Here is a 23,592-nt window from a genome sequence, read left to right as displayed (position 1 = left end):
TATCAATGAAACGTCAGCATTATTCACATTGGGTTATTTATATTTTAGCAGGCATCTGCTTTGGCCTAGCAACCTTATTATGGCAATTAAAACATACGACAGAGGTTGATAGCTATGCAGATGCAGCCTCACAAGCAAGCCCAGCGGTTGTTAACATATACACGAGTCGAACGCGATCCACGCCACTTTCAAACCAACAACGAAAAACCATCTCCAGCTTAGGTTCAGGCGTCATCATTAGCTCTAATGGTTACATCCTAACCAACCACCATGTAGTACAAGGAGCGACGGATATCATTGTAGCCCTCCCCAGTAAAAGACAACTATTAGGGAAGCTGGTTGGAAGCGACCCTGCCACCGATCTTGCTGTCATCCGCATTGACAACTCAGACCTTCCAACCATTCCACTTGGAAACAGCGATAAACTGCGTATCGGAGATAAGATATTAGCCATAGGCAACCCTTTTGGTATAGGACAAACGGTTACCGCAGGCATAATCAGTGCAAAAGGACGAAATACAGTGGGCCTAAATACCTATGAGAATTTTTTACAAACGGACGCTGCAATCAACCCGGGAAATTCAGGCGGCGCACTCATCAACATGAAAGGCCAGCTCGTCGGCATCAGCTCCGCTATTTATTCAAGTTCAGGTGGATCTCAAGGAATTGGGTTCGCTACGCCAATCAATGACGCAGTCAAAATCATGAATGAAATCATATCATCAGGAAAAGTGATTCGTGGCTACCTCGGCATCGAAGTCGAGCAGATAAACTCAGCGCTTGCATCTACCTTCCATCTGGCAGCCAAAAAAGGGTTACTGATCACCAAAGTTGCTCCTCACAGCCCAGCGAAGAAAGCAGGTCTAGAGGTAGGGGACGTCATTATCAACATCAATGGAAATGAAACAATCGAGGCCAAGACTACACAATCTTACGTCGGCTCTTTAAAACCAAAAGACGAAATAACAGTCATAGGAATTCGCGGCACTCAGTCTTACCAAACAAAAATAAAACTGGAAGAGCAACCAACATTAGGCACATAGTACATAAGATCTTGGAGACCTTAAACGAAGGTCATGAGCGAAGCCTTATTTCACACTTTCAGTGATAAGGCGACGCAATGGACGAAGAGGGAAACAATCATCGCGGAATAACTTGATAGTACCAAGCTTTAATAAAAACTTAATGAGAACCTATGACTGCTCAACCAAGTTTTTTAGATTTTTAAGACTGATTTCAAAGTTTCGACCCGCTACTCTATTAGCAAACATCGCAATATAAGAACTAAACAAACCAGCATTAAGCTCTCCGTTTACAGTCCAGACCACCTGAATCCCGTCATCTACCTGAGAAGCTTGAATTAGATTATCAACAACTGCTGCATTCTGGCGTGGCACCACCTCAAAATGAAGACTGGAACCCGACACAGAAAGCACATGCAATGTCCCAACTTTATTGGGGTCATCATAAGAGATATCAAAAGCCAGACCAGACTTAAGCTCATTGCCCACTAACAGGCCGTCTAACGCCGCCTCACTAGTTACGACTCGACCCTCTTTGACATACATCCATTTTTGTAAAGCTTGCTCTGAATGAATCACATCCATTACATCATCAAGCGTAGAGTCGATGATCACAGAGCGAGTCACTTTATAGGTCGAAGGCAAGAACAGACCAATAACAAAAACCACTAGAATGGCAATGGCTAAATAGCGCATCACCATTCGCAACTGATAATAAAAACTACCGGGGCGCACTTCAGGCATAAATAAAATTAGCCTTTAATACGATATTCAGCAGACATTGCATGGGCCTCTAAAGACTCCCCTCTCGCCAATGGCGACGCAATTTTTCCGAGCTCACTGGCTCCTTCAGGAGAGCAATAAATCAATGAACTTCTCTTCTGGAAGTCATATACACCCAGTGGAGAAGAGAACCGAGCTGTACCGGAGGTTGGCAAAACGTGATTCGGCCCCGCACAATAATCGCCCAGCGCTTCAGGCGTGTGACGCCCCATAAAGATTGCACCAGCATGCCTGATTTTAGGAAGCCACTCCTCTGGAGACTCCACGGACAGCTCTAAATGCTCTGCTGCGACGATATTAGCAATCTCAATCGCTTCATTCATATCAGAAACATGAATAAACGCTCCGCGCCCTTCCAAAGAAGCCTTTATAATATCTTTTCGACTCTGATCTTCGATAAGCAATTCCATAGACGCCTTCACAGCACCTATGAAATCAGCATCTGGAGATATTAGAATCGATTGAGCATCTTCATCATGCTCAGCTTGCGAGAACAAATCCATCGCTATCCAATCTGGATCGGTCTTGCCATCACAAACAACCAATATTTCGGACGGCCCAGCGATCATATCAATCCCTACCGCGCCAAACACCATGCGCTTTGCTGTCGCAACATAGATGTTACCAGGCCCGACTATCTTATCAACTTTCGGCACGGTCTCTGTCCCATATGCCAACGCCGCCACAGCTTGAGCACCACCCACAGTAAAGACACGACTAACACCTGCGATATAAGCAGCTGCCATTACAATATCGTTGACTTCACCATCTGGCGTTGGCACAACCATGATAATTTCTTTTACGCCAGACACATGTGCAGGAAGCACATTCATAAGTACTGAAGAAGGGTAAGCCGCTTTACCACCAGGCACGTAGACACCCACTCGATCTAAAGGCGAGACCTGTTGACCCAGCATGGTGCCATCAGCTTCTGTATATTGCCAAGATCGCTGACCTTCCATTTGCTTTTCATGATATGAACGTACGCGCTCCGCGGCCTTTTCTAGCGCTTCTAGAACATCAGCAGGAACTCGACCACTTGCTGCTTCTAGATCATCGCGGCTTAATTCCAGTTCTGACGACACACTTACAGTGCGGCGATCAAACTTATTTGTAAACTCAATGAGAGCCTCGTCGCCACGTGAGCGAACAGCGTTGACAATATTTTCCACGCTAGACTGTACACCAGCATCTGAAACCGAGTCCCACGCTAAAAGCGCATCTAACTCTTTCCTAAAGTCATCTTGAGTCGTCGAGAATGATCTTATATCAAGTTTCATATTCTACTCTCCCTCGTTACGAACAGCAGAACGCAGCATCTCAATAATTGGTTCAATTTGCTCGTACTTTGTCTTGTAGGCTGCTTTATTGACCACAAGTCGAGTACTGATATTCGCAATAAGGTCACGGGCTTCTAAACCATTCGCTCTAAGCGTGTTACCTGTATCAACTATATCAACAATTAAATCTGCTAAACCCATAATAGGTGCAAGTTCCATCGCACCATATAGCTTGATAACATCCGCTTGAATACCCTGTTCAGCGAAGTATGATTTTGCTGTTTTAGAGAATTTGGACGCAACCTTTAGACGTCGATTAGGAAGCGCCTCCCCCACTACACCAGCCGTCATTAAACGACACTTAGAAATTTCTAGGTCTAACAATTCGTACAGGTTTTTTGCACCGGCTTCCATCAATACATCTTTACCGGCCACACCAAAATCAGCAACGCCATGCTCTACATAAGTCGGCACATCCGTCGCTCGCAATAAAACCAATTTGATATTCAGGTGATTGGTATCAAAAATGAGTTTCCTGCTTTTTTTCATATCCTCTGCTGGAATAATATTAGCTTTCTCGAACAGAGGTAACGTTTCATCTAAAATGCGCCCTTTTGAAAGCGCTATCGTTAATGTTTCTTTCATGATCAGTTCACAACCCTTGAAATACGTGCACCCAAAGCCCCGAGTTTTTCTTCGATACATTCGTATCCACGGTCAATATGATAGATACGATCAATCTTAGTATCGCCCTGTGCCACAAGAGCAGATAAAACCAAACTCGCAGAGGCACGTAAGTCTGTCGCCATCACTGGCGCCCCTTTTAGGCCATCACAACCTTTGATGATCGCTGTATTACCGTTTACTTCAATATCCGCACCCATACGAACCATTTCATTTACATGCATAAAACGGTTTTCGAAGATGTTTTCAATGACACGACCGACACCCGTCGCAACAGAATTCAAAGCCATGAATTGAGCCTGCATATCAGTCGGGAACGCAGGATAAGGTGCAGTACTAATATTCACAGCCTTAGGACGCTGTCCCTGCATATCAAGTTCAATCCAATCGTCGCCTGTTTCCACCTGAGCACCAGCTTCTTCAAGCTTCGCTATAACCGCTTCAAGAGACTTTACATTTGTCTCCGTGACTTTAACTTTGCCACCAGTAATCGCTCCGGCTACCAAAAACGTTCCGGTTTCAATGCGATCAGGCATTACTGAGTAATTAGTGCCATGTAGCGTCTCAACGCCATCGACAACAATCGTATCCGTACCATGACCCGTGATTTTAGCCCCCATCTTGATCAAGCATTCGGCAAGATCTACCACTTCAGGTTCTTTGGCAGAGTTTTCAAGAATCGTTTGGCCGTCTGCCAACGCTGCCGCCATCAATAGGTTTTCTGTACCAGTCACCGTTACTTTATCGAAAAAGATACGCGCACCTTTAAGGCGATCGGTCACTGTCGCAACAATGTTTCCATTTTCGACAACGATGTTTGCCCCCATGGCTTCTAAGCCACGCAAATGAAGATCGACAGGTCGACTACCAATGGCGCAGCCACCGGGAAGAGAGACTATTGCCTTACCAAAATGACTCAACAATGGACCCAGTACCAGTATGGATGCCCTCATTGTTTTAACTAATTCATAAGGCGCTTCACAGTTATTAAGAGTGGACACATCTAACTGCACATTCATACGCTCATCGACGACAACACCACAACCCATTGAACCAAGTAGCTCAAGCATGGTGGTAATATCGTGCAAGTGAGGCAGATTTCGAATTGTAATTTCTTCTTTTGTCAGCAAAGTAGCAGCAAGAATAGGCAACGCAGCGTTCTTGGCTCCAGAAGCGCGCACTGTACCGTTCAGCGTTTTACCGCCGATTATCTGTAATTTATCCATTGATTCACTCGCGAATTTGGTTAGAGCTGGCTGTACTGAGCCAAAGTGTATGTCTTCATAGTGACAGCATGAATAGCACCAGAGGAAATAGCGTCTTGTAGATGAGAATAGACGAGTTGTTGACGCTTAACTGTATTTAAACCCTCAAATTGGTCGCTAACAACGACCAATTGAAAATTACAACCTTCACCGTCAGCGTATACCTGACAGCCTTCGATCTTGCTTTCTAGCAACGCTTTCACTTCACCTGCGTTCACTTTCACTCCAAAATAGTGTTTTTTTGATTTTTATTTATTCTACACGATAAGTAATCGTTGATTAACTAACTTTTATGAACTTCACGAGCAAAAATAGTGAATCTAAGTTCTGAATGTCAAAACCTGATCAACGCCATACAACTTTGCCATATCCACCAGCTCATCGCTTGCGCCAACCACCTCTAAGCGCTTACTCTTTTTTACAACTTGAACAAGCAACGCAAATAAAGGCGCACCAGCACCAACAAGCGCAGAAACATCGACTATGTTCGCAAGCTCCTTTTCTTTACTCAATTGTCCAGAAAAGCCCTTGATTGAATCCAATGCATACATACCAGACAACACAATCTGATCAGGCGAAATCGTCATTTTCATGGTATTAATCCTCTTTATTTAGCCGCTAAGGAAGATTCCCACGCAGAGATCGCATCATCTAAGTTGTTTTTATTCTTCTGCATCATAACGCCAAACTGCTTGCGAAATGTAAGCCCAAAATTAATTCCATTTATAATGATATTACTTAACTGCCAGTTACCTGATTTACTTTGCGCCATATAAAAGGCGATATCTATCGCAGTGCCATCGTCTGTTTTAAAACCAACATCAACTTTAGTTTCTTTACCTCGCTGATTTGACGCCAATGGTTTAACTTCAATCGCACTCGGATCAAAATCCAACAAAGTAGTGCCGTATGTATTAATGAGTGTCGCTTTCGTCACGCTCGAAAAACGCGATCTCTGATCAGCGCTTGAGCGGCGGTAATATTTCCCCATTACTTTCTTAGCAAAGTCATTGAAATCAATAACCGGATCCAACACCCCAGACACTGTTTCATAAAGTCTTTGCGGGTCTTTCGAAAGCACTTTTTTCTGATCAACAATTTTCGTTTTAAACTGATCAACCACAGCTAACACAGCATCTCTTGCACCCTCATCTGGCGCAGCACTTACACTTTGCACAAAAAAAACAGCGAATAGAGCAAAAAATCTGATCATATGACTCATTGTTCTTCCTCATCTGATTTAAATAAGAACTGACCAATTAAGTTTTCCAGCACGAGCGCAGACTGAGTATCGAAAATTTCGTCACCGTCTTTTAGCGATTCCTCTTCAGCCCCAATGGTTATACCAAGATATTTTTCTCCTAGCAGACCACTGGTTAAAATAGCAATTGAACTGTCTGTTGGGATATTATCGATATCACTGTGAACCGACATTGTCACCAGCCCCATGAAGTATTCTTTATCAAAAGAAATACTCTCGACTTCACCAACCGTCACACCCGCAATCGTAACTTTAGCACGTTCAGTTAAGCCACCTATATCGTCAAAGCGAGCAACAATATTGTACGTATCTTTCTTATCAGAAAACGCTAGACCACTTACTTGTATTGCAAGGTATCCGAACGCAGCAATACCCAACACAATAAAAACACCTACCAAAAGTTCCGTATGTTTATTTCTCATTCCTAAAAATCCCCAAACATTGCCGCAGTTAGAATAAAATCAAGAAATAGGACAGCTAAAGATCCTAGCACTACCGTTCGCGTTGTCGCCTTACCAATACCTTCTGACGTAGGGTCACACTCGAATCCTTGATAAACGGCTATCCATGTAATAGCACAAGCAAAAAAGATTGATTTTATAATGCCGTTAAACACATCGATATCAAAATAGACTGATTGCTGCATCAATGACCAAAATGAGCCATCATAAATACCCAACCAATGAACTGATACTAGCATACCGCCTAAAATACCTGTCGCAGAGAAAATCAAGCAAAGTAGCGGCATACAAATCATACCAGCGATAAACCTAGGCGCGATAACTCGGCGAAGAGGATCAACTCCCATCATTTCATAACTGGATAACTGTTCCGTCGCCTTCATTAAGCCTATCTCGGCCGTTAACGCAGACCCTGCTCTACCCGCGAACAACAATGCAGTAACCACGGGCCCCAACTCACGCAACAAACTCAATGCCAACAATTGGCCCACCGCCTGCTCCGAGCCAAACTTTGCCAATATGGTGTACCCCTGAAGCGCAAGCACCATGCCGATAAAGCACCCAGAAACTATAACAATCACTAAGGACAAAACACCAACGGAATAGACTTGATTGACAAGCAAGCGACAACTTTCATCCCACCTAACAGGTAACCTAGCAAGTGTTTGAAATAGGAATATTCCTGCGCGCCCAATCGACTCCAATTGGTCAAATAACGATTGCCCGACATTTCGTACTTTTTTCAAGTTGAACTCCCTATCAGGTCTCCAGCATAGCTGCACGCTGGAAAATGGAATGGAACAGGGCCATCTGCTTGGCCATTTAGAAACTGAATAACGCGTGCATCATCCGACGCCTTTATTTCTTCAGGTGTTCCTTGAGCAACAACAGTACCACCCGACAGAATACACACATGATCAGATATTGACAGAGACTCTTCAACGTCATGAGAGACGAGAACGGATGTTATACCAACCGCTTTATTTAGTTTTTTGATCAATTCGACAAGCACGCCTTTTGAGATTGGATCTTGCCCAGCGAATGGCTCATCATACATAACAAGCTCTGGATCGAGTGCGATAGCCCGCGCTAGAGCAACGCGACGTGCCATACCACCAGATAACTCCGAAGGCATTAGATCAACCGCCCCCCTCAAGCCCACACTTTGCAACTTCATTAAAACAATATCTTTAATAATGTCATCCGGAAGGTCCGTGTGCTCCTCCAAGGGAAAGGCAACGTTTTCATAGACAGACATATCACTAAACAGCGCCCCACTTTGAAACAACATGCCAATTTTCTTACGTGTGTCATACAAAGCAGAACGATTGGCTTTATGAATATCTACGCCATCAACCAACACTGAGCCTTGATCTGGATGGAGTTGAGCGGCGATTAAACGCAACAGTGTCGTTTTCCCTGTGCCACTCGGCCCCATAACGGCGGTTATTTTTCCACGAGGAATGTTAATAGACACTCCTTCATAAATCGCTCTCTCTCCACGAGTAAACGATAGATTGCTAATTTGAACGTAAGCGTTTTTCACGACTTTTATACTTCCATTTAAATCTATTGTACAAATAGTAGCATTCGCCCTCCCCAAATTAAACGCTATAACTATTATGTTGTTTGTTTTATAAAGGATCGCGCACGTCAAGTCTTGAATTTAGTTGGTAAACCACATTAAATGGAGCACTTTGCTATCCATGGAATAAAAGATATATGTTTTTGTTTGCTGCGGCGCTCGTAACTGGCCTTATTTTATTAGTATTAAGCTCAGATAAGTTTATCGAACATGCGGCACTTGTCGCCGAAAAATTAAATGTTAGCCCAATTATAATTGGTGTAACGCTCGTCGCCCTAGGAACCTCTGCCCCTGAGATGGTTGTGTCGGCCACCGCCGCACTAGATAATGCACCAGGGATAGCGATTGGTAACGTCCTAGGATCAAATATAGCCAATGTTGCCTTAGTATTAGGTGCAACACTTTTTTTCTCGTCCATTCCAATTGCGGGAACGCTCGTAAAAAAGGAGATACCTCTCGTTGTCGCCATCACACTGATAGCAGGCGCTCTGTTTTACGATGGGCACCTCTCCAAAGTGGACGGCTTAATACTGATTGCTTCATTTGTTATTGCTTTAATTATCTTACTTAAGGGTACGAAAGACGGTGAAGACGAGCTCACAGAAGATTTACCTGAAGATGACGGTAAGAGTGTCTGGTACTCATTGCTTATGGCGACATTAGGTCTCGCAGTATTAATTATTTCATCAAAAATATTGGTATGGGGAGCGGTCGGAATTGCGACACTAATGGGAATAAGCGAACTTGTTATAGGCTTGACCATTGTCGCAATCGGCACAAGCTTGCCTGAATTAGCCGCTTCGATTACAAGCGTTAAAAAAGGTCATCATGATATTGCCATTGGCAATGTATTAGGATCAAACCTATTCAATTTGGCAACCGTATTACCAATGCCAGCGATCCTAGCCCCAGGATTGCTAAACGAAGAGGTGTTAAATCGCGATTATTGGTGGGTTTTAGGACTTACCCTTACATTAACACTTCTTGTCCTTGTATACTCTCGCACTAGATCTAAAGAAGTTCCTCGCTGGATTGGCTTCCCCTTGTTGGGCAGCTATGCAATCTACTTATATACTCTAATTGCATATAGCTAATTAATTATGAATATACTTTCGTCTAAAGACTGGGCAAAAAAGCTCCTTATTCTTTTAGCAATAGCGGCGTCTGCAACGGCATTCTTTTGGTATGGGGCGTCGCCGACTCTGACACTCGTCTCAACAGACGAACTTTCCGACTCCCCTGACTATTTTTTAGAAAATGTCACGTCAAGAGAATATACCATTGATGGAAAGTTGGAACAGACGATCAAGACATCAAAATTGAGTCATTTCAACTCAAACAAACAAACAGAAGCAATATCACCAAAAATAGAAACGGTTACAAATGATATCGCTTGGTACGCTGAGGCAGACTTTGGAAAACTAAATGACGCCAACAAAGATATATTACTAACCTCCAATGCATTCGTAACCCGAAAAGACAGCACAACAACATCCAACCGCTTAAATGCAGATTCAATTCACTACAATGATGTCGACAAGTCGCTGATCAGCCTTGGAAATGCGGAACTCATTACACAGCAAGGCATAACAAAAGCGGACACCATTCGCTCATTCGTAGACCTTGAAACTGCTCAATTTAAAGGAAACGTATCTGGACATTATGAACAAGCTACTCAAAATCAATAAGGTCACCTTGTTTCTAACAGTAAGCGCTTGTTTAAGTGCTAGCTCAAACTACGCTTTAGAAAGCGACACTAGCCAACCTCTTGAAATCCAAGCGGATGAAGCATTTTACGATCAGAAAGCGGGCGAAGCCACCTACAAAGGCGACGTTCTAATAAAACAAGGCACGATCGAAATAAAAGCAGACTTTCTAAAGGTGTTTACCGACCCAGCCACCAACACTTTTAGCTCTTTACAGGCCACTGGCACACCAGCGAGATTCACGCAGCAATTAGACGAGGCCGGAAACAGAGTAACAAGTCGCGGAGATCAGATCGACTACATTACAGATGGACGCTTAGAAATTAATGGCAAAGGCTATTTAAAGCGAGGGTTAGATGAAATAGATGCGGATTTCATCCTCTATATGATGAAAAATGAAACCTTTACCGCAGAAAACAGAGGCAATGGACGAGTAAAAATGACTTTGCAACCAGCTCAAGAGAAGAGTGAATAATGGCAATATTGGAAGCCAAACATCTCGCTAAGGCGTACAAAAAACGAAAAGTTGTGCTCGATGTGTCACTGTCCGTCGAATCTGGACAAGCAGTTGGCCTGTTAGGTCCAAACGGCGCGGGCAAAACGACCTGTTTCTATATGATTGTTGGCATGGTAGCAAATGATGCTGGAGGAATATTCATCGATGGCCTGGATGTAACTAAGGATGCGATGCACGCGCGCGCGCAAAAAGGCATTGGCTATCTCCCTCAAGAAGCATCTATCTTTAGAAAAATGTCTGTTGAAGACAACATTGCAGCCATTATAGAAACTAGAAAAACACTGACTAAACAAGAACGAAGCGACTTACTAGAAAAATTGCTTGAAGAATTTCATGTTACTCATATTAGAAAGAATTTAGGCATGGCTCTCTCGGGTGGAGAGCGACGAAGGGTAGAAATCGCACGCGCACTGGCAATGAACCCTAAATTCATTTTACTTGATGAACCTTTTGCTGGTGTCGACCCTATATCGGTCGGCGACATTAAGCAAATCATAAAACACCTCACAGACAGCGGCATTGGTGTTTTAATTACCGACCACAATGTTAGAGAAACGCTAGACATTTGCGACAAGGCTTACATTGTAGGAAATGGACACATCATCGCCTCAGGAAATGCAGATGACGTTATTAACAATGAACAAGTAAAAAAAGTCTACCTAGGCGACGACTTCAAGCTTTAAGCTCTTATTTTTCAAATAAAAAGGGAGTAATATGCATAACGCGTTCCATAAAAGAAGAGTTGCTCCATGAAGCAGTCATTACAGCTAAAAATCGGTCAGCAGTTAACTATGACTCCACAGTTGCAGCAAGCGATACGCTTACTTCAACTCTCAACTATTGACCTGCAACAGGAAATACACGATTTTCTGGAATCTAACCCACTTCTTGAACTAGATGAAGACGAGAGTGCAGCTGCAGCGTCATCAGAATCCAGCAATCAAACCGAAAAAAAAGCAGAGAGCGACACTAACTCAGAAGAAGCAAGAGTAGAGTCTGAATGGACGGAAAGTATCCCTGAAGAACTCTCTATCGACAGTAGTTGGGACGACACGTATCAAAATACAGCAGCGGCCTCTGACGCACCTTTATTTGATGGTGATTTCGACTTAGACAGTAGAAATTCTGAATCCGAAAATATACAAGACCATCTAATATGGCAACTAAACCTTACTCATATTTCTGATAGAGACATTGAAATTGCATATGCTTTAATTGAATGCGTTCAACCCGATGGCTACCTATCGATCAGCGTGCAAGAAGTCTTTGAATCCCTTGCCTCTGAACTTGAAGACTTAGAGCTCGATGAAGTTGTCGCTGTCCAACATCGCGTCCAACGATTTGACCCCGTTGGCGTTGCGTCGCAAGACCTAAGAGAATGTCTATTAGTCCAACTGGAAGGCTTTCACAATCACCAATTGTTTAAACCCGCCCATAACGTTATCGATAACTATTTACCACTTCTCGGGAATCGCGACTTTGCCCAGCTATGTAGGAAAACACGCTTAAAGGAAGAGGCGCTTAAAGACGTTATCGCGCTTATACAACAACTAAACCCAAAACCCGGCTCGACAATTGACACCTCAGACACTGACTATGTTATTCCTGATGTTTCAGTAAAAAAGAAAAATGGTATTTGGCAAGTTGAACTAAACAATGATGCGCTACCACCAGTAAAGATCAACGAAACCTATTCAGCAATGGCAAACAAGTCAGCGTCTTCGGAAGACGTAAACTACATAAAGACCTCGCTACAGGAAGCCAAGTGGTTTATAAAAAGCCTTCAAAGTAGAAATGAAACCCTACTAAAGGTCGCCAGCTGTATCGTAAATAGGCAGATCGAATTCTTCGAGTATGGCGAAGAGGCAATGAAACCGATGGTACTCCATAACGTGGCAGAAGAAGTCGGAATGCATGAATCAACAATATCTCGTGTCACAACTCAAAAATACATGCATACTCCTAAAGGTATCTTTGAGCTCAAATATTTCTTTTCGAGTCATGTTAATACAAGCTCTGGCGGAGAATGCTCCTCAACGGCTATTCGTGCCATGATTAAAAAGCTTATTGCAGAAGAACCGGCTAAAAAGCCTCTTAGTGACAATAAGCTAGCTACGATACTTGCCGAGCAAGGAATACAAGTTGCGAGACGTACCGTCGCAAAATATCGCGAGGCGATGAACATCCCTCCTTCCAATGAACGAAAGCGCCTTATTTAAGGTAGGTCATATCAACAATGTCTTTAGAAAAATTAGTCAATAGTGAGCTGGTTTTTGCTAATCAACCAATTGCCAGCAAAAAAAGAGTTCTGGAATTTTTAGCCGAGGCTATTGGGGCGAGGCTGCATTGTGAGTCAGAAGCAGTCTACGATGCGCTTTTAGCAAGAGAGAAGCTCGGCAGTACTGGCGTCGGAGCCGGAATAGCAATTCCGCACTGTAGATTTGAACAAGCAAATCATGCTGCCCTTGTTGTTATGTCTCTAGAAAAACCCATTGATTACGACTCAATAGACAGACAACCCGTTGATTTAATATTTGCACTGATAGCCCCTCCTAACGAATGCGAGGGACATCTTAAGACGTTATCTCAAATTGCAGAAATGGCACAATCTCCAGATAAATTAAAGAGACTACGTGATACTACAACAAACGAAGAATTGATAACCTCATTTCTACAACAAGTATAAGGGCGACTGCCATGCAGGAAAAGACCGTCACTATTGTAAACAAACTAGGCTTACATGCTCGGGCAGCCAGTAAACTGGTTGAAACAACGACTCGCTTTTCGTGCGATATTACCATCGAAAAAGATGGTCGAAACGTAGACGGAAAAAGCATCATGGCTATGATGATGCTGGCGGCTAGTAAAGGAACAGATTTAAAAATAAAGGCGAACGGCGATGATGAAATAGACGCTATGGACGCAATCGTCGAGGTCATTGCTAATCGATTCGGCGAAGCGGAGTAAGCCCACTACATGACTGAGCAAACCACTCAAGAACACCTCCAGACAGTAAATGAATCACTTGAGTCTGGAACAACGATGCAAATCCGGTATTTGCTCAATGGTGCTCTACCCGCTCAGGATGTAGCAAGACTTCTAGAATCTTCTCCACCAAAAGAACGTAAGCTGCTTTGGGACCTAATCGACGATAAGAACGAAGGTGAGGTTCTTCAATATTTAAGTGAAGACATCAGTGCTCAGTTCATGAAAACAATGGATACGGAACGACTTGTTGCCGTATCTGAACAGTTTGAGCACGACGATTTAACCAATATTCTTCAACATTTACCTGAGACTCTTGTAAAAGAAGTTCTCGCGTCAATGACAGCGCAAAATCGCGCCCGTGTAGAAACCCTGCTGAGTTATTCTGAAGACTCCGCAGGCGGACTCATGAACACGGACACCATTACGATCCGACCCAATATAACGGTCGATATCGTTTTTCGTTTTTTACGACGACACCAAGAACTGCCTGACATGACTGATAATCTATTAATCGTCAGTCGATCGGACAAATTTCTAGGCACCTTACCTCTCACAAAACTATTAGTCGCAGACACCTCTTCTACTGTTCGCGAAATAATGGAAACGGAAACGACCACAATCACTTCGGACATGCCTGCCAGCGAAGTAGCTCAGCTTTTCGAAAAATTAGACTTGGTCTCAGCGCCAGTGATTGATCCAGAGACAAAAAAACTATTGGGACGAATTACAATCGATGATGTCGTTGATGTCATTCGAGACGAAGCTGAGCACTCTATGCTATCGATGGCAGGTTTAGAGGATGACGAAGACACGTTCGCTCCCATTTTAAAAACAACTCGGCGACGCGCTGTATGGCTCGGAGTCAATTTAGTCACCGCTTTCATTGCTTCTTACGTTATAGGACTGTTTCAGGACACGTTAGATCAAATCGTAGCGCTCGCCATTCTAATGCCAATAGTAGCCAGCATGGGCGGAATCGCTGGTTCACAGGTTTTGACTTTGGTTATTCGAGGAATCGCCCTAAATCAAATCGGTGCAACCAATACAGGGTGGCTACTCAATCGAGAGATTGTGGTCGGAGCCCTCAACGGGATATTATGGGCAACCGTTATCGCAGCAATGACAGCTCTTTGGTTTGACAATCTCCAGATAGCCTATATCATTGCCGCAGCAATCATTATCAATCTATTATTTGCCGCCATCACGGGAACCATGCTCCCCGTCATTCTAAAGAAACTAGGCGTTGACCCAGCACTTGCGGGAAGCGTAATTCTTACAACAGTGACCGATGTCGTCGGCTTCTTATCATTCTTAGGTTTAGCAACTTTATTTTTAGTGTAAATACAATGACAGAATTTGAACAATACGACGAGTTTGACGACGAAAACTATAAGAGCAAAACTCAGATCAAGCGAGAAATGGAAGCGCTTCAGGACCTCGGTAAGCAACTGGTCGCTCTGAGCAAATCACAAAGAGCAAAAGTCCCCATGTCCGAAACCATGCGAGACGCACTGGATGAGGCAGACCGAATCAAACAGAGAGAAGCGCAACGCCGCCATCTTCAATATATTGGTAAAGTGATGCGCAGCGAGGATCATGAAGCGATTCAACATCGAGTTGATCTTTTTGATACCACCTCAGCACTGCATAACAAGCTATTTCATCAACTTGAAGCAACACGAGATCAATTGATTAATGCAGATAGTAGTCAAGAAGTATTCAAAAAATACATTGAAGAAAACCCTGATGTCGACATCCAGCAATTTCGTCAACTTATAAGACAATCTCAAAAAGAAGCGGAACAAGGCAACAAAACAACCAGTAAGAAAAAGCTTTTCAAACTATTACGCGAGATACAAGAGAAGAAGCTCAATCTATAGATTACTAGCCACTAGATTTAAATACACCTAGAATCAGCACAAAACGCATTTCAAGGTGTATTTAATCTATTTTACCTGCACTTTCAGACCACTACATCAAACACTACACAAAAGAAACACGCTAAATACGCCTATGAAGCAAACATGGCATTTTTTCTCTAACTACCTTCAAAACATCTAAATCAAGCACCTCTAACAGCTCACCAGGCTCTTCTCCTAGCTCACTAACAACCTCACCCCAAGGATCAATCAATTGCGAATGACCATAGGTTTGACGTGTTTCAGTATGCCAGCCACATTGATTTAAACCTAAAATATAGCACTGATTTTCAATTGCCCTAGCACGCAATAACGCTTGCCAATGCGCCTTACCCGTCTGATAAGTGAATGCAGCCGGAACAACAATCAACTCAGCACCTTTTTGAGCCAATTCACGAAAAAGCTCAGGAAACCTCAGGTCATAACATATAGATAAGCCCACCTGCACTCCAGCAATATTCACAACGACCGAAGTTAAATCGCCAGGCTCTATATAATCAGACTCTCGATATTGACCCGCTTTATCCGATACTGCGGCATCGAACAGATGTATTTTGTCATACCGCGCACACTGCACCCCAGTGTCATCAAATAAAATACTCGATTGACGAACCCTGCCTCTTGGCATTTGGGAGCCGTCATATCTCGTAGCCTTGGGATGAGAGCCAATTAAAATAGGCAAACTATATTGCTTCGCTAAACCAGAGATGCTGCTCAACAACCCTAATTCGAGCTCTTCATCAGCAACCACTTTAAGCTTCCGACCAGAGAACAACAGAACATTTTCAGGTAACACGACAAGATCCGCACCTTGCTGCGCAACTTTTGCTACTGCTGCTTTAACATACTCTAAATTGGAGGCTATATTTGCAGTGCTGGTCATTTGAATTCCGGCAATACGCATCACTTATACCTCGATCAATTTGGTTTGAATTTGACAGGTTCAACATTGGGATCAGAAAATGGCCCCACGATCGAATACTGAACACTTGTTACTTTAGATATCTGCTTACCTATAAGCTTATCCGTAATAAAAAGCAGCCCAGCTATTTGAGGTGTCGCAAGTAAAAAACCAGCGATGGGCAATGTGCTTGAAATTGGAAGTGTAATAGTCAATCTCTCATCTAACGTTTCATCAATTAAATTAGCACTGCCATTTAGCTCAATTTCAGCGGTTGGCGCGCTCACTGTAACTGGCTCCGTGGTTTTTAACTGCCCATTATTTAAGGTCAACAACCCTTTGAAAGAGTCGAAAGGTAAACCTGGAGCATAGAGATCTGAAAAATCAAACGTCAAGCGCCTAGCCAACGTATCAATATTAAATATCCCCAACACCCTCAAAAAGGGCGGAAGCTGATCAACTTGATTAAAGTTACCATCTTCAACGTCAAACTTTATACGCCCAGATAACGTCTCTCTGTCGAAGTCAAACGGTGTCCCTTGCCACGCCAAAGCAATATCAAATTGATAGTCATCAGACTTAATAAAAGGAACATCCGAGAACTTCCTCGTTATTTCCTCAGCCTTATTACCCGTTAACTTTAAAGACAGCTCTACACTACTCTCTTCGCCAGTTTCCTGCCAATACAAGCTACCGTCAACGCTACCATTATCAAGTTGGGTGACTATAGGGCTTACTTTTACACGCCCACCGCCAAGTCGATTGATCTGTAAATTCCAATCACCTAACGGCTGCTGATTTAGATAAAACTCATCTAAGATAAGCGTCACATTTGGAACTTGGCGAGCGCTAAGGAAAGCACCTTGCTCGGCGCTCGTGTCAGATGATTTATCTGACGTATTCCAACTCAAAAAGCCAAAATGAAAAACAGGACCATGTTGGTTTGAAGACCAACGCAACTCCATTTCATCAGAGTTCACAAAGACAGTATCGGCGGCGGAGGCAGTACGATGATCGATCTTAACATTGTTCAATATATTAAGTTCATTCACAATAACCTGATCGAGCACCACATCAAGCCCTTTCAACCATGTTGGCTTCGTTAACTGAATAGGTGTATCAACATTGGAATCAGTACCAGAGCCTGGCATTATATCGGACATGGCATCACTCCATTCAGGCACACTGATACTGTGGAGCCGCCCTTGTATATACACCCCTTTATTTAACGCCATGTCGTCAACTGACTGATCTATTCCAATATTTGCCCCAACCAACTCATTATTGGATAAAGCCATCTCTGCCGTTACAAAATCATTGTAATTAACATCAATAATGACATCATCCTGATGAAATTTGAGATCAACCTTTGCAAAAGCTTCACTCCCCTTTGCCTTATCCATAGGGGAAGGCAGCGATAACTCTAATTGATCAAGGGATGAGTAGATATCCAAATCGATTTGATTGGATTGCGATTTATTAATACTAAAACTACCTTGGTATGTCGCATTTCCATCGATTTTACTTATTACCGCTTGTGACAACCCTCTCCACTGAGCCAACTCTCTCGCTTTATAGGTGCCTTTCAGCTCACCAGCAATAGCGAGCTCACCGTCGCGAACGTAATCCGACAACAACTCGATGTCAGTCCTTCCACCTAAGCTATCAACAACAAGGTGAGAATCGTGAAGACCCTCTTTTGAACTAAAGGAAAGCACCCCCTCTATAACTCGCCCCTCAAAATTAAGGTCACGAATATAAATATCATTGTCTTTGAATGACAAATCGACATCCACAATCGGTGCATTCTCCCCAGATAGAGGAACCGATACCGAAAACTGTCCCGCCACCTCACCGCGCAAACTCCAATCATCAAACGCCTTCAATACACGATCATTTAACGGTGTTGCGCGCAACGAGGTAAGCACTTTATCAGCATCATCTTTAACGCTGCCTTTAATATTAATCCAACGAGCCTTACCTGACGAAATAGGCACAGCAACGAGTAAGTCCGAAATATCAAGGTCGCCAAACTTCGCCGATTCAACATCAACATTCACGGAGTCATTTTGAATATTTAGTACGGCCTTAGTATTTCTAGCCACTGGCCAGTCATTGGCAAACTTGATATCCAAACCTTCAGTTTCTAATTCTAATCGTATCTGTGGGTCAGCATGTTGCAGTGTAGTTTGAACGACCACCCCCGTTTCCAACACTCTCCCGTTCGACAAAGAGACCTTTATCCACTCCTTTAAATCCGAGGTAAGACCCCGCTTAGGTATATAATCCAATCTATCTTGTGTAGGAATGTTGCGCCCTGATATATTGAGAACCATCCAATCCTCGTCATTTGGACGCACCTCTAAGCGGAATTCACCACCGATATCAGCACCATGTCTACTGACACTAAGATCCGTGCCGACGACCGTCGTTCTCTTATCTTGCGTACGCCATTCAACAAGCCCTTCCAGCGCATCAGTCTCCCAACTTATGTCATAGACCTCATTAAACTGCAGGGTGGAATTTAGCGCTTGATATTGGATATACCCGTTCGTTTCAGTCAGACTAAATATAGCGTTTAGGTGATTTACTTTTGGAATCCCCCTAAAACCGACTACAGCAACGTCTTCAAGATTGCTTATATATTGAAAATGCTGATGCCGATCACCCCATATTCTTACCGAAGCATTTTTTAGGTAACCTTGCCCTTCCAACCCTTTTATAAGCTTTGAGGCCATCCACGATTCTGGCAAAAACTTTACGCCAACAGCACTCGCAAACTGAGCATCCAGCTCATCAAATAACAATAGTGCTCGCTTTTCATCGAGGTCATAATCAAATGTTAGATTCGTTCTAGGAAGTACCTCCAAACCTGTAAAACTTGGCACCATGTTCGAAACAGAAATACGAAGATCATTAGACGCACGTCGATATTGGGTATAAAAGTCACCTTGCACGCCTAATGAAGAGCCATCGTTACCATTTACTACTAAACGACTAGGTATAAACCGCAATGACCAAGAAGAATCAGGCACATAGGCAAACCACGCCTCTCCCCCAACTTTCACTTGATCAAGAAACGTAAATCGCTCACTCTCAATCCACTCCAAAGATGCCACTTGCTCTGGAATTCTTGCATACACGTCCACTTTTCCGGAACCAAACCCAGCAAAAGACTCCTTAATTCTTGCTTTCAGTTTTATTGGCGTTATTTGATCATTAACAAAAACCTCGGCCTGCCCCATCGTACGATCGGCGTATTCACGTATTACAAATGTTGGGATACGAAGCATTTGAGAATCAAAGTTTTCACTTGTTAACGATATCTTCGAGTCATTAATGATCCATTGCTTCTGGCTTGATAAATAATCAATCACTCGCTCCGCAACGACTTCAGGGTCAGACACGGAATCAGGCGAAGCATTCGAATTAAAGCCAACAAGACCGATCTTACCGTGCGACTCTTTGAGGTGAAGGGAAAGCCCATTTACGCGCACATTACGAAACTGAGGAGAAAGAGTAAGCAGGGACTTAAAGGTATCGAAGGACAGAGCGACTTGATCAACAGAAGCAACTGCTTCGCCGCTTACGGTACTAATACCTAACTTTGAAATGTTAATCGATATATCAATACCATTTAGGCTCCCGCCAAACGTTTCGATTTGAACGGGCAACCCAATGATTTGACTAATATTGCTTTCTATTTGAGGGCGGTAACGATCTGCTAAAGGTAAAAGCTGCTTTACGCTAACAACAATGGCAGCGAGCACGACGACAAAGCCGACGGCCGACCACCATAGCAAATTCACAATCCATCGAGAAACATTTTTCACCTCTTTACCCTCTGGATCACCTCAATACGACATCATATTGATCCTGCGTATAAACAGGGTCAACCTGGAATCGAATTGTTTTACCTATAAAAGCTTCCAACTCAGCGACTGCAACACTCTCTTCGTCTAAGAAACGCTCAACGACCGAACTCGAAGCCAACACAGTATACGTTTGAGAGTTATATGCACGATCGGCACGAAGAATCTCTCTAAACACTTCATAACATACCGTCTCAGGCGTCTTTACCAAGCCACTACCACGGCAAGCTCGACATGGCTCACACAAAACCTGACCTAGGCTTTCTCGCGTTCTTTTACGCGTCATTTCGACTAACCCTAGCTCAGACACACCCGTGATTTTCGTTTTTGCGTGATCCACTTCAAGTATTTTTTCCAACATGCGAAGAACCTGACGCTTATGCTCTTCATCCTCCATGTCGATAAAATCGATGATTATAATTCCACCAAGATTACGTAACCTAAGCTGTCGACCAATAGCCGTCGCTGCCTCTAAGTTGGTCTTATAAATGGTCTCTTCTAAGTTTCGTGTGCCGACATACGCCCCAGTATTGACATCGATGGTTGTCATTGACTCAGTTTGTTCGACTAACAAATACCCTCCAGACTTCAATGACACTTTTCGGTCTAAAGCCCTTTGAATCTCATCTTCGACACTATAAAGATCAAATATCGGGCGCTCACCAGGATAATACTCAATATGATTGGAAAGTTCTGGAATGAAATCGTCAGCAAATGATCTAAGTTTGGCAAAATTTTCTTTAGAATCGATCTTGATTTTTTCGGTTGTCAGGCTAATAAGGTCACGCATTGTCCTTAAATGAAGCGGTAAATCTTCGTAAATAACCGACGGAGCTTTAGCGCTCTTCATCCTCTTTTTGACGGACTGCCATAACCGCGTGAGAAACTTAATATCCGAAAGAATCTCTTCTTCTCCAGCCTTCTCTGCAGCGGTCCGTAGAATATAGCCGCTTGTTTCATCTGCATCCGTCAAGGCTTTAGACACAAGCGACTTCAGGCGCTCTCTCTCACTTTCATCTTCAATACGCTGACTTACACCGACATGTGCTTGGTCAGGCATATACACCAAATATCTTGAAGGAATAGACAAGTGAGTGGTTAGACGAGCACCTTTGGTACTAATTGGGTCCTTCGTAACCTGAACAACGAGCGATTGACCTTCTCGCAAATAGTCGCCTATTTGATCACTGGGATTAACCGCATCACGGTCAGCAATCTCGGAAACGTGTATAAATGCAGCCCGCTCTAAACCAATATCAACAAAAGCGGCCTGCATACCTGGTAAAACTCTGACAACTTTACCTTGATATATGTTACCTACAATACCTTTGCGACTAGAACGCTCAATATAGACTTCTTGTAACACGCCATTTTCGACTAATGCTACCCGTATCTCCATTGGCGTTACATTAATGAGAACATCTTCACTCATCGTTATTCTCCTGAAAAATTTGAACACCAAATTCATTTAAACGTTTAGCGGTTTCGAAAAGCGGCAAACCAACAACAGCGGAATACGAACCGGACATAGACTTAACGAAGCTAGCTCCAATACCTTGAATAGCATATGAGCCCGCTTTATCTATCGGCTCACCAGTACGCCAATACAACTCAATCTCCACATCGGAGATATTCCTAAACTCTACGTTCGTTGTAACAACATCTGTCACCACTCTTTGTAAGCGAGAATCGCAAATACATAACGACGTCATAACGTCATGAGAGCGATTAGCAAGCAAGCGCAGCATCCTTTTAGACTCATCAAGATCATCAGGTTTCCCTAAAATTTCACCGTCTATTACGACACTCGTATCCGATGCAATAATAATGGCATTTGAGTCTATGTTGAGCTTATCAGCAATTGAAAAGGCCTTCTCTTTTGCTACTCTTGCAACATACTCTTTAGGTAGCTCTAGCGCTAATGGCGTCTCATCAATATCGGCAGGCATCACGTCAAATGAGCCGACAAACGTACCAAGTAGCTCTTTGCGCCTAGGGGATGCGGATGCGAGGATAATCATTATAATTCCTAACTAATAGAATAGAGTCGACGAATACTTCTCAGCACCACGAAAGACCAAGGCCATAAAAAGCCGGTAATAATCGCTGGCATAAATATCATTAGAGTCGGTTCAGCATTGCCAACATAGTGATCCAACCAAAAATTAACCAGTTGATTGATACTAACAAGCAAAAATATAAAGACACCTTGCTGCCAACGCATGTACATACGAAGCCTTTGATAAAACAATGCACAAGCATAAGCAATGATGACATACGTTAAAGAGTGCTGACCAATTATACCACCTTGCAATAGGTCAACCATCAGCCCAAGAAACCACGCCACTCCTACACCTACTTTATAAGGCAACGCTATTACCCAGTATAGTACGACAAGTAGTGCCCATTCTGGGCGAAACCAAACAAGATCATCGGGAAAAGGAAGAGCTTCGAGCATTAACGCGACAATAAAGGTCAATAGAAAAATAAAGCTAGATTTCATTGTCTCTTTAGCTCCGGACGATCAATTAGCATAACATGGCGACTGCGACCTAGCTGAGCCAATGGAACAACATCAATCTCAGAGTAAGGATTCCCTGCAACATGCTTGACGGAGCGCACAACACCAACTGGATAACCAATGGGAAAACGTTTATCGAGCCCTGACGTAGTCAGTATATCGCCTTTCTTAATATCGGCCGTATGCGGCACACTCATTAGCTCCATGCGCTTCAGATCACCCGTACCACGAAGCACACTTCGAAGCCCAGTACGAGCAAGCTCTACAGGAACAAAGTGACTAGCGTCGGCTATTAAGAGAACGCGACTAGTATAAGCGGCGGTCTCTACCACTTGACCTAAGACCCCTGTTGCATCTAAAACAGGTTGTCCAACATAAGCCCCAGAGGAGAACCCTTTGTCAATTAATACCTTATGGCTGTAGGCGTTCTGATCAAAGCCTATTACTTCCGCCATAACGACTTTCTCGTCTACACGCTGCGAAGCATCAAGTAACTCACGCAGGCGCACATTTTCAGCACGAAGCGCATTAAGTTTTTGCAACTTACTGCGTAATATCAACAGCTCTTCATTTAGCCCTTGATTTTCCAGCACCAAGTCTTCACGACTTTCTAAATGATCGCCTGCCCAACTTAGCATCTGCTTAGGCGCATTAACCACAAGCTGTATGGGCGTGACTAACCAAGTAAAATAAGGACGAACCGTTGTAAAAGCATGATAGTGAGCATCTGCCACTATCATGCCAATGGACAAAGCGGCCAACATAAAAAACCTTACGCCGGAGACCTTACCCGTGAAGAAAAATGAGTTTTTAATAGCAGACCCCTA

General features: G+C 43.3%; 26 protein-coding genes. 10 read left to right on the top strand and 16 right to left on the bottom strand.

What is annotated here, in order from left to right; translation table 11 throughout:
• Nucleotides 1–5: 5 nt before the first annotated feature.
• Nucleotides 6–1,043: a S1C family serine protease gene (locus MARME_RS09030; RefSeq protein WP_013660951.1), complete on the top strand. Its 1,038-nt coding sequence runs from the start codon at nucleotides 6–8 to the stop codon at nucleotides 1,041–1,043.
• A 150-nt stretch (nucleotides 1,044–1,193) separates the two neighbouring features.
• Here MARME_RS09030 and MARME_RS09025 read toward each other — a convergent pair whose 3' ends face one another.
• From MARME_RS09025 to MARME_RS08980, 10 genes are all read right to left on the bottom strand, one after another.
• Entirely contained in the window at nucleotides 1,194–1,766 is a 573-nt protein-coding gene (locus MARME_RS09025) for an SRPBCC family protein (protein ID WP_013660950.1), read from the bottom strand.
• 8 nt (nucleotides 1,767–1,774) lie between these two features.
• Entirely contained in the window at nucleotides 1,775–3,085 is a 1,311-nt protein-coding gene (gene hisD / locus MARME_RS09020) for a histidinol dehydrogenase (RefSeq protein WP_013660949.1), read from the bottom strand.
• 3 nt (nucleotides 3,086–3,088) lie between these two features.
• Entirely contained in the window at nucleotides 3,089–3,730 is a 642-nt protein-coding gene (hisG, locus tag MARME_RS09015; RefSeq protein ID WP_041647840.1) for an ATP phosphoribosyltransferase, read from the bottom strand.
• A 2-nt stretch (nucleotides 3,731–3,732) separates the two neighbouring features.
• Complete coding sequence (gene murA, locus MARME_RS09010) at nucleotides 3,733–4,995, bottom strand: UDP-N-acetylglucosamine 1-carboxyvinyltransferase (protein ID WP_013660947.1); 1,263 nt, start codon at nucleotides 4,993–4,995, stop codon at nucleotides 3,733–3,735.
• 20 nt (nucleotides 4,996–5,015) lie between these two features.
• The gene (locus MARME_RS09005) at nucleotides 5,016–5,252 is read right to left on the bottom strand and encodes a BolA family protein (RefSeq protein ID WP_013660946.1); all 237 of its coding nucleotides are present in this window, start codon (nucleotides 5,250–5,252) and stop codon (nucleotides 5,016–5,018) included.
• Between the two features lie 102 nt (nucleotides 5,253–5,354).
• Complete coding sequence (locus MARME_RS09000) at nucleotides 5,355–5,627, bottom strand: hypothetical protein (protein WP_013660945.1); 273 nt, start codon at nucleotides 5,625–5,627, stop codon at nucleotides 5,355–5,357.
• A gap of 14 nt (nucleotides 5,628–5,641) precedes the next feature.
• Nucleotides 5,642–6,256 (bottom strand): MlaC/ttg2D family ABC transporter substrate-binding protein, encoded by a 615-nt coding sequence (locus MARME_RS08995; RefSeq protein ID WP_013660944.1) that lies wholly within the window; start codon nucleotides 6,254–6,256, stop codon nucleotides 5,642–5,644.
• Entirely contained in the window at nucleotides 6,253–6,717 is a 465-nt protein-coding gene (gene mlaD, locus MARME_RS08990; protein WP_013660943.1) for an outer membrane lipid asymmetry maintenance protein MlaD, read from the bottom strand. Before mlaD ends, MARME_RS08995 begins: the two co-directional genes overlap by 4 nt.
• 2 nt (nucleotides 6,718–6,719) lie before the next feature.
• On the bottom strand, nucleotides 6,720–7,502 hold the full coding sequence (mlaE, locus tag MARME_RS08985; protein ID WP_013660942.1) for a lipid asymmetry maintenance ABC transporter permease subunit MlaE: 783 nt from the start codon (nucleotides 7,500–7,502) through the stop codon (nucleotides 6,720–6,722).
• Nucleotides 7,499–8,302 (bottom strand): ABC transporter ATP-binding protein, encoded by an 804-nt coding sequence (locus tag MARME_RS08980; protein ID WP_013660941.1) that lies wholly within the window; start codon nucleotides 8,300–8,302, stop codon nucleotides 7,499–7,501. The genes mlaE and MARME_RS08980 overlap by 4 nt, the downstream gene beginning before the upstream one ends.
• A 176-nt stretch (nucleotides 8,303–8,478) precedes the next feature.
• Between MARME_RS08980 and MARME_RS08975 the strand changes: the two genes are divergently transcribed.
• The 9 genes from MARME_RS08975 (at nucleotide 8,479) to yjgA (ending at nucleotide 15,432) form a co-directional block, all read left to right on the top strand.
• Nucleotides 8,479–9,435 (top strand): calcium/sodium antiporter, encoded by a 957-nt coding sequence (locus MARME_RS08975; protein ID WP_013660940.1) that lies wholly within the window; start codon nucleotides 8,479–8,481, stop codon nucleotides 9,433–9,435.
• A 6-nt stretch (nucleotides 9,436–9,441) separates the two neighbouring features.
• A complete protein-coding gene (gene lptC / locus MARME_RS08970; RefSeq protein ID WP_013660939.1) occupies nucleotides 9,442–10,029 on the top strand; it encodes an LPS export ABC transporter periplasmic protein LptC in 588 nt (195 codons plus the stop codon).
• Nucleotides 10,004–10,522, top strand: a complete 519-nt coding sequence (gene lptA, locus MARME_RS08965; protein WP_013660938.1) for a lipopolysaccharide transport periplasmic protein LptA — start codon at nucleotides 10,004–10,006, stop codon at nucleotides 10,520–10,522. The genes lptC and lptA overlap by 26 nt, the downstream gene beginning before the upstream one ends.
• Nucleotides 10,522–11,247 (top strand): LPS export ABC transporter ATP-binding protein, encoded by a 726-nt coding sequence (gene lptB / locus MARME_RS08960; RefSeq protein ID WP_013660937.1) that lies wholly within the window; start codon nucleotides 10,522–10,524, stop codon nucleotides 11,245–11,247. The genes lptA and lptB overlap by 1 nt, the downstream gene beginning before the upstream one ends.
• A 66-nt stretch (nucleotides 11,248–11,313) precedes the next feature.
• Entirely contained in the window at nucleotides 11,314–12,783 is a 1,470-nt protein-coding gene (locus tag MARME_RS08955) for an RNA polymerase factor sigma-54 (RefSeq protein WP_013660936.1), read from the top strand.
• 17 nt (nucleotides 12,784–12,800) lie between these two features.
• Complete coding sequence (locus tag MARME_RS08950; protein ID WP_013660935.1) at nucleotides 12,801–13,250, top strand: PTS sugar transporter subunit IIA; 450 nt, start codon at nucleotides 12,801–12,803, stop codon at nucleotides 13,248–13,250.
• Between the two features lie 11 nt (nucleotides 13,251–13,261).
• Complete coding sequence (locus MARME_RS08945) at nucleotides 13,262–13,531, top strand: HPr family phosphocarrier protein (RefSeq protein WP_013660934.1); 270 nt, start codon at nucleotides 13,262–13,264, stop codon at nucleotides 13,529–13,531.
• A 9-nt stretch (nucleotides 13,532–13,540) separates the two neighbouring features.
• Nucleotides 13,541–14,893, top strand: coding sequence for a magnesium transporter (mgtE, locus tag MARME_RS08940; protein ID WP_013660933.1), 1,353 nt, complete (start codon nucleotides 13,541–13,543; stop codon nucleotides 14,891–14,893).
• Between the two features lie 5 nt (nucleotides 14,894–14,898).
• Nucleotides 14,899–15,432, top strand: coding sequence for a ribosome biogenesis factor YjgA (gene yjgA, locus MARME_RS08935; RefSeq protein WP_013660932.1), 534 nt, complete (start codon nucleotides 14,899–14,901; stop codon nucleotides 15,430–15,432).
• Nucleotides 15,433–15,553: 121 nt separating this feature from the next.
• Here the strand turns inward: yjgA and MARME_RS08930 are convergent, their stop codons facing one another.
• Genes MARME_RS08930 through mreC form a run of 6 tightly spaced genes read right to left on the bottom strand, consistent with a single transcriptional unit; the run spans nucleotide 15,554 to nucleotide 23,580 of the window.
• Nucleotides 15,554–16,375 carry a carbon-nitrogen hydrolase family protein gene (locus MARME_RS08930; protein WP_013660931.1) on the bottom strand — a complete coding sequence of 274 codons (822 nt, stop codon included), beginning with the start codon at nucleotides 16,373–16,375 and terminating at the stop codon, nucleotides 15,554–15,556.
• A 14-nt stretch (nucleotides 16,376–16,389) separates the two neighbouring features.
• Complete coding sequence (locus tag MARME_RS08925; protein WP_013660930.1) at nucleotides 16,390–20,205, bottom strand: YhdP family phospholipid transporter; 3,816 nt, start codon at nucleotides 20,203–20,205, stop codon at nucleotides 16,390–16,392.
• A 16-nt stretch (nucleotides 20,206–20,221) separates the two neighbouring features.
• A complete protein-coding gene (gene rng, locus MARME_RS08920) occupies nucleotides 20,222–21,676 on the bottom strand; it encodes a ribonuclease G (RefSeq protein WP_013660929.1) in 1,455 nt (484 codons plus the stop codon).
• Nucleotides 21,669–22,265 carry a Maf family protein gene (locus tag MARME_RS08915; protein WP_013660928.1) on the bottom strand — a complete coding sequence of 199 codons (597 nt, stop codon included), beginning with the start codon at nucleotides 22,263–22,265 and terminating at the stop codon, nucleotides 21,669–21,671. The genes rng and MARME_RS08915 overlap by 8 nt, the downstream gene beginning before the upstream one ends.
• Before the next feature lie 8 nt (nucleotides 22,266–22,273).
• Nucleotides 22,274–22,747 carry a rod shape-determining protein MreD gene (gene mreD / locus MARME_RS08910; protein ID WP_013660927.1) on the bottom strand — a complete coding sequence of 158 codons (474 nt, stop codon included), beginning with the start codon at nucleotides 22,745–22,747 and terminating at the stop codon, nucleotides 22,274–22,276.
• Nucleotides 22,744–23,580, bottom strand: a complete 837-nt coding sequence (gene mreC / locus MARME_RS08905) for a rod shape-determining protein MreC (RefSeq protein WP_263053303.1) — start codon at nucleotides 23,578–23,580, stop codon at nucleotides 22,744–22,746. Before mreC ends, mreD begins: the two co-directional genes overlap by 4 nt.
• Between the last annotated feature and the right edge of the window lie 12 nt (nucleotides 23,581–23,592).

It is taken from the genome of Marinomonas mediterranea MMB-1 (genome assembly GCF_000192865.1).
GTDB classification, from domain to species: Bacteria; Pseudomonadota; Gammaproteobacteria; order Pseudomonadales; family Marinomonadaceae; genus Marinomonas; species Marinomonas mediterranea.
This window is presented reverse-complemented; position numbering and strand designations above follow the sequence as displayed.

What these genes read in the sequence shown, in the direction of transcription:
- lptB (WP_013660937.1), top strand. Translation starts at nt 10,522, where the DNA reads ATGGCAATATTGGAAGCCAAACATCTCGCTAAGGCGTACAAAAAACGA.
- mreD (WP_013660927.1), bottom strand. Translation starts at nt 22,747, where the DNA reads ATGAAATCTAGCTTTATTTTTCTATTGACCTTTATTGTCGCGTTAATG.
- MARME_RS08995 (WP_013660944.1), bottom strand. Translation starts at nt 6,256, where the DNA reads ATGAGTCATATGATCAGATTTTTTGCTCTATTCGCTGTTTTTTTTGTG.
- MARME_RS08975 (WP_013660940.1), top strand. Translation starts at nt 8,479, where the DNA reads ATGTTTTTGTTTGCTGCGGCGCTCGTAACTGGCCTTATTTTATTAGTA.
- MARME_RS09030 (WP_013660951.1), top strand. Translation starts at nt 6, where the DNA reads ATGAAACGTCAGCATTATTCACATTGGGTTATTTATATTTTAGCAGGC.
- hisG (WP_041647840.1), bottom strand. Translation starts at nt 3,730, where the DNA reads ATGAAAGAAACATTAACGATAGCGCTTTCAAAAGGGCGCATTTTAGAT.
- MARME_RS08955 (WP_013660936.1), top strand. Translation starts at nt 11,314, where the DNA reads ATGAAGCAGTCATTACAGCTAAAAATCGGTCAGCAGTTAACTATGACT.
- lptA (WP_013660938.1), top strand. Translation starts at nt 10,004, where the DNA reads ATGAACAAGCTACTCAAAATCAATAAGGTCACCTTGTTTCTAACAGTA.
- rng (WP_013660929.1), bottom strand. Translation starts at nt 21,676, where the DNA reads ATGAGTGAAGATGTTCTCATTAATGTAACGCCAATGGAGATACGGGTA.
- murA (WP_013660947.1), bottom strand. Translation starts at nt 4,995, where the DNA reads ATGGATAAATTACAGATAATCGGCGGTAAAACGCTGAACGGTACAGTG.
- yjgA (WP_013660932.1), top strand. Translation starts at nt 14,899, where the DNA reads ATGACAGAATTTGAACAATACGACGAGTTTGACGACGAAAACTATAAG.
- mgtE (WP_013660933.1), top strand. Translation starts at nt 13,541, where the DNA reads ATGACTGAGCAAACCACTCAAGAACACCTCCAGACAGTAAATGAATCA.
- MARME_RS08930 (WP_013660931.1), bottom strand. Translation starts at nt 16,375, where the DNA reads ATGCGTATTGCCGGAATTCAAATGACCAGCACTGCAAATATAGCCTCC.
- MARME_RS09000 (WP_013660945.1), bottom strand. Translation starts at nt 5,627, where the DNA reads ATGAAAATGACGATTTCGCCTGATCAGATTGTGTTGTCTGGTATGTAT.
- hisD (WP_013660949.1), bottom strand. Translation starts at nt 3,085, where the DNA reads ATGAAACTTGATATAAGATCATTCTCGACGACTCAAGATGACTTTAGG.
- MARME_RS08945 (WP_013660934.1), top strand. Translation starts at nt 13,262, where the DNA reads ATGCAGGAAAAGACCGTCACTATTGTAAACAAACTAGGCTTACATGCT.
- MARME_RS09025 (WP_013660950.1), bottom strand. Translation starts at nt 1,766, where the DNA reads ATGCCTGAAGTGCGCCCCGGTAGTTTTTATTATCAGTTGCGAATGGTG.
- lptC (WP_013660939.1), top strand. Translation starts at nt 9,442, where the DNA reads ATGAATATACTTTCGTCTAAAGACTGGGCAAAAAAGCTCCTTATTCTT.
- MARME_RS08915 (WP_013660928.1), bottom strand. Translation starts at nt 22,265, where the DNA reads ATGATTATCCTCGCATCCGCATCCCCTAGGCGCAAAGAGCTACTTGGT.
- mlaD (WP_013660943.1), bottom strand. Translation starts at nt 6,717, where the DNA reads ATGAGAAATAAACATACGGAACTTTTGGTAGGTGTTTTTATTGTGTTG.
- MARME_RS08950 (WP_013660935.1), top strand. Translation starts at nt 12,801, where the DNA reads ATGTCTTTAGAAAAATTAGTCAATAGTGAGCTGGTTTTTGCTAATCAA.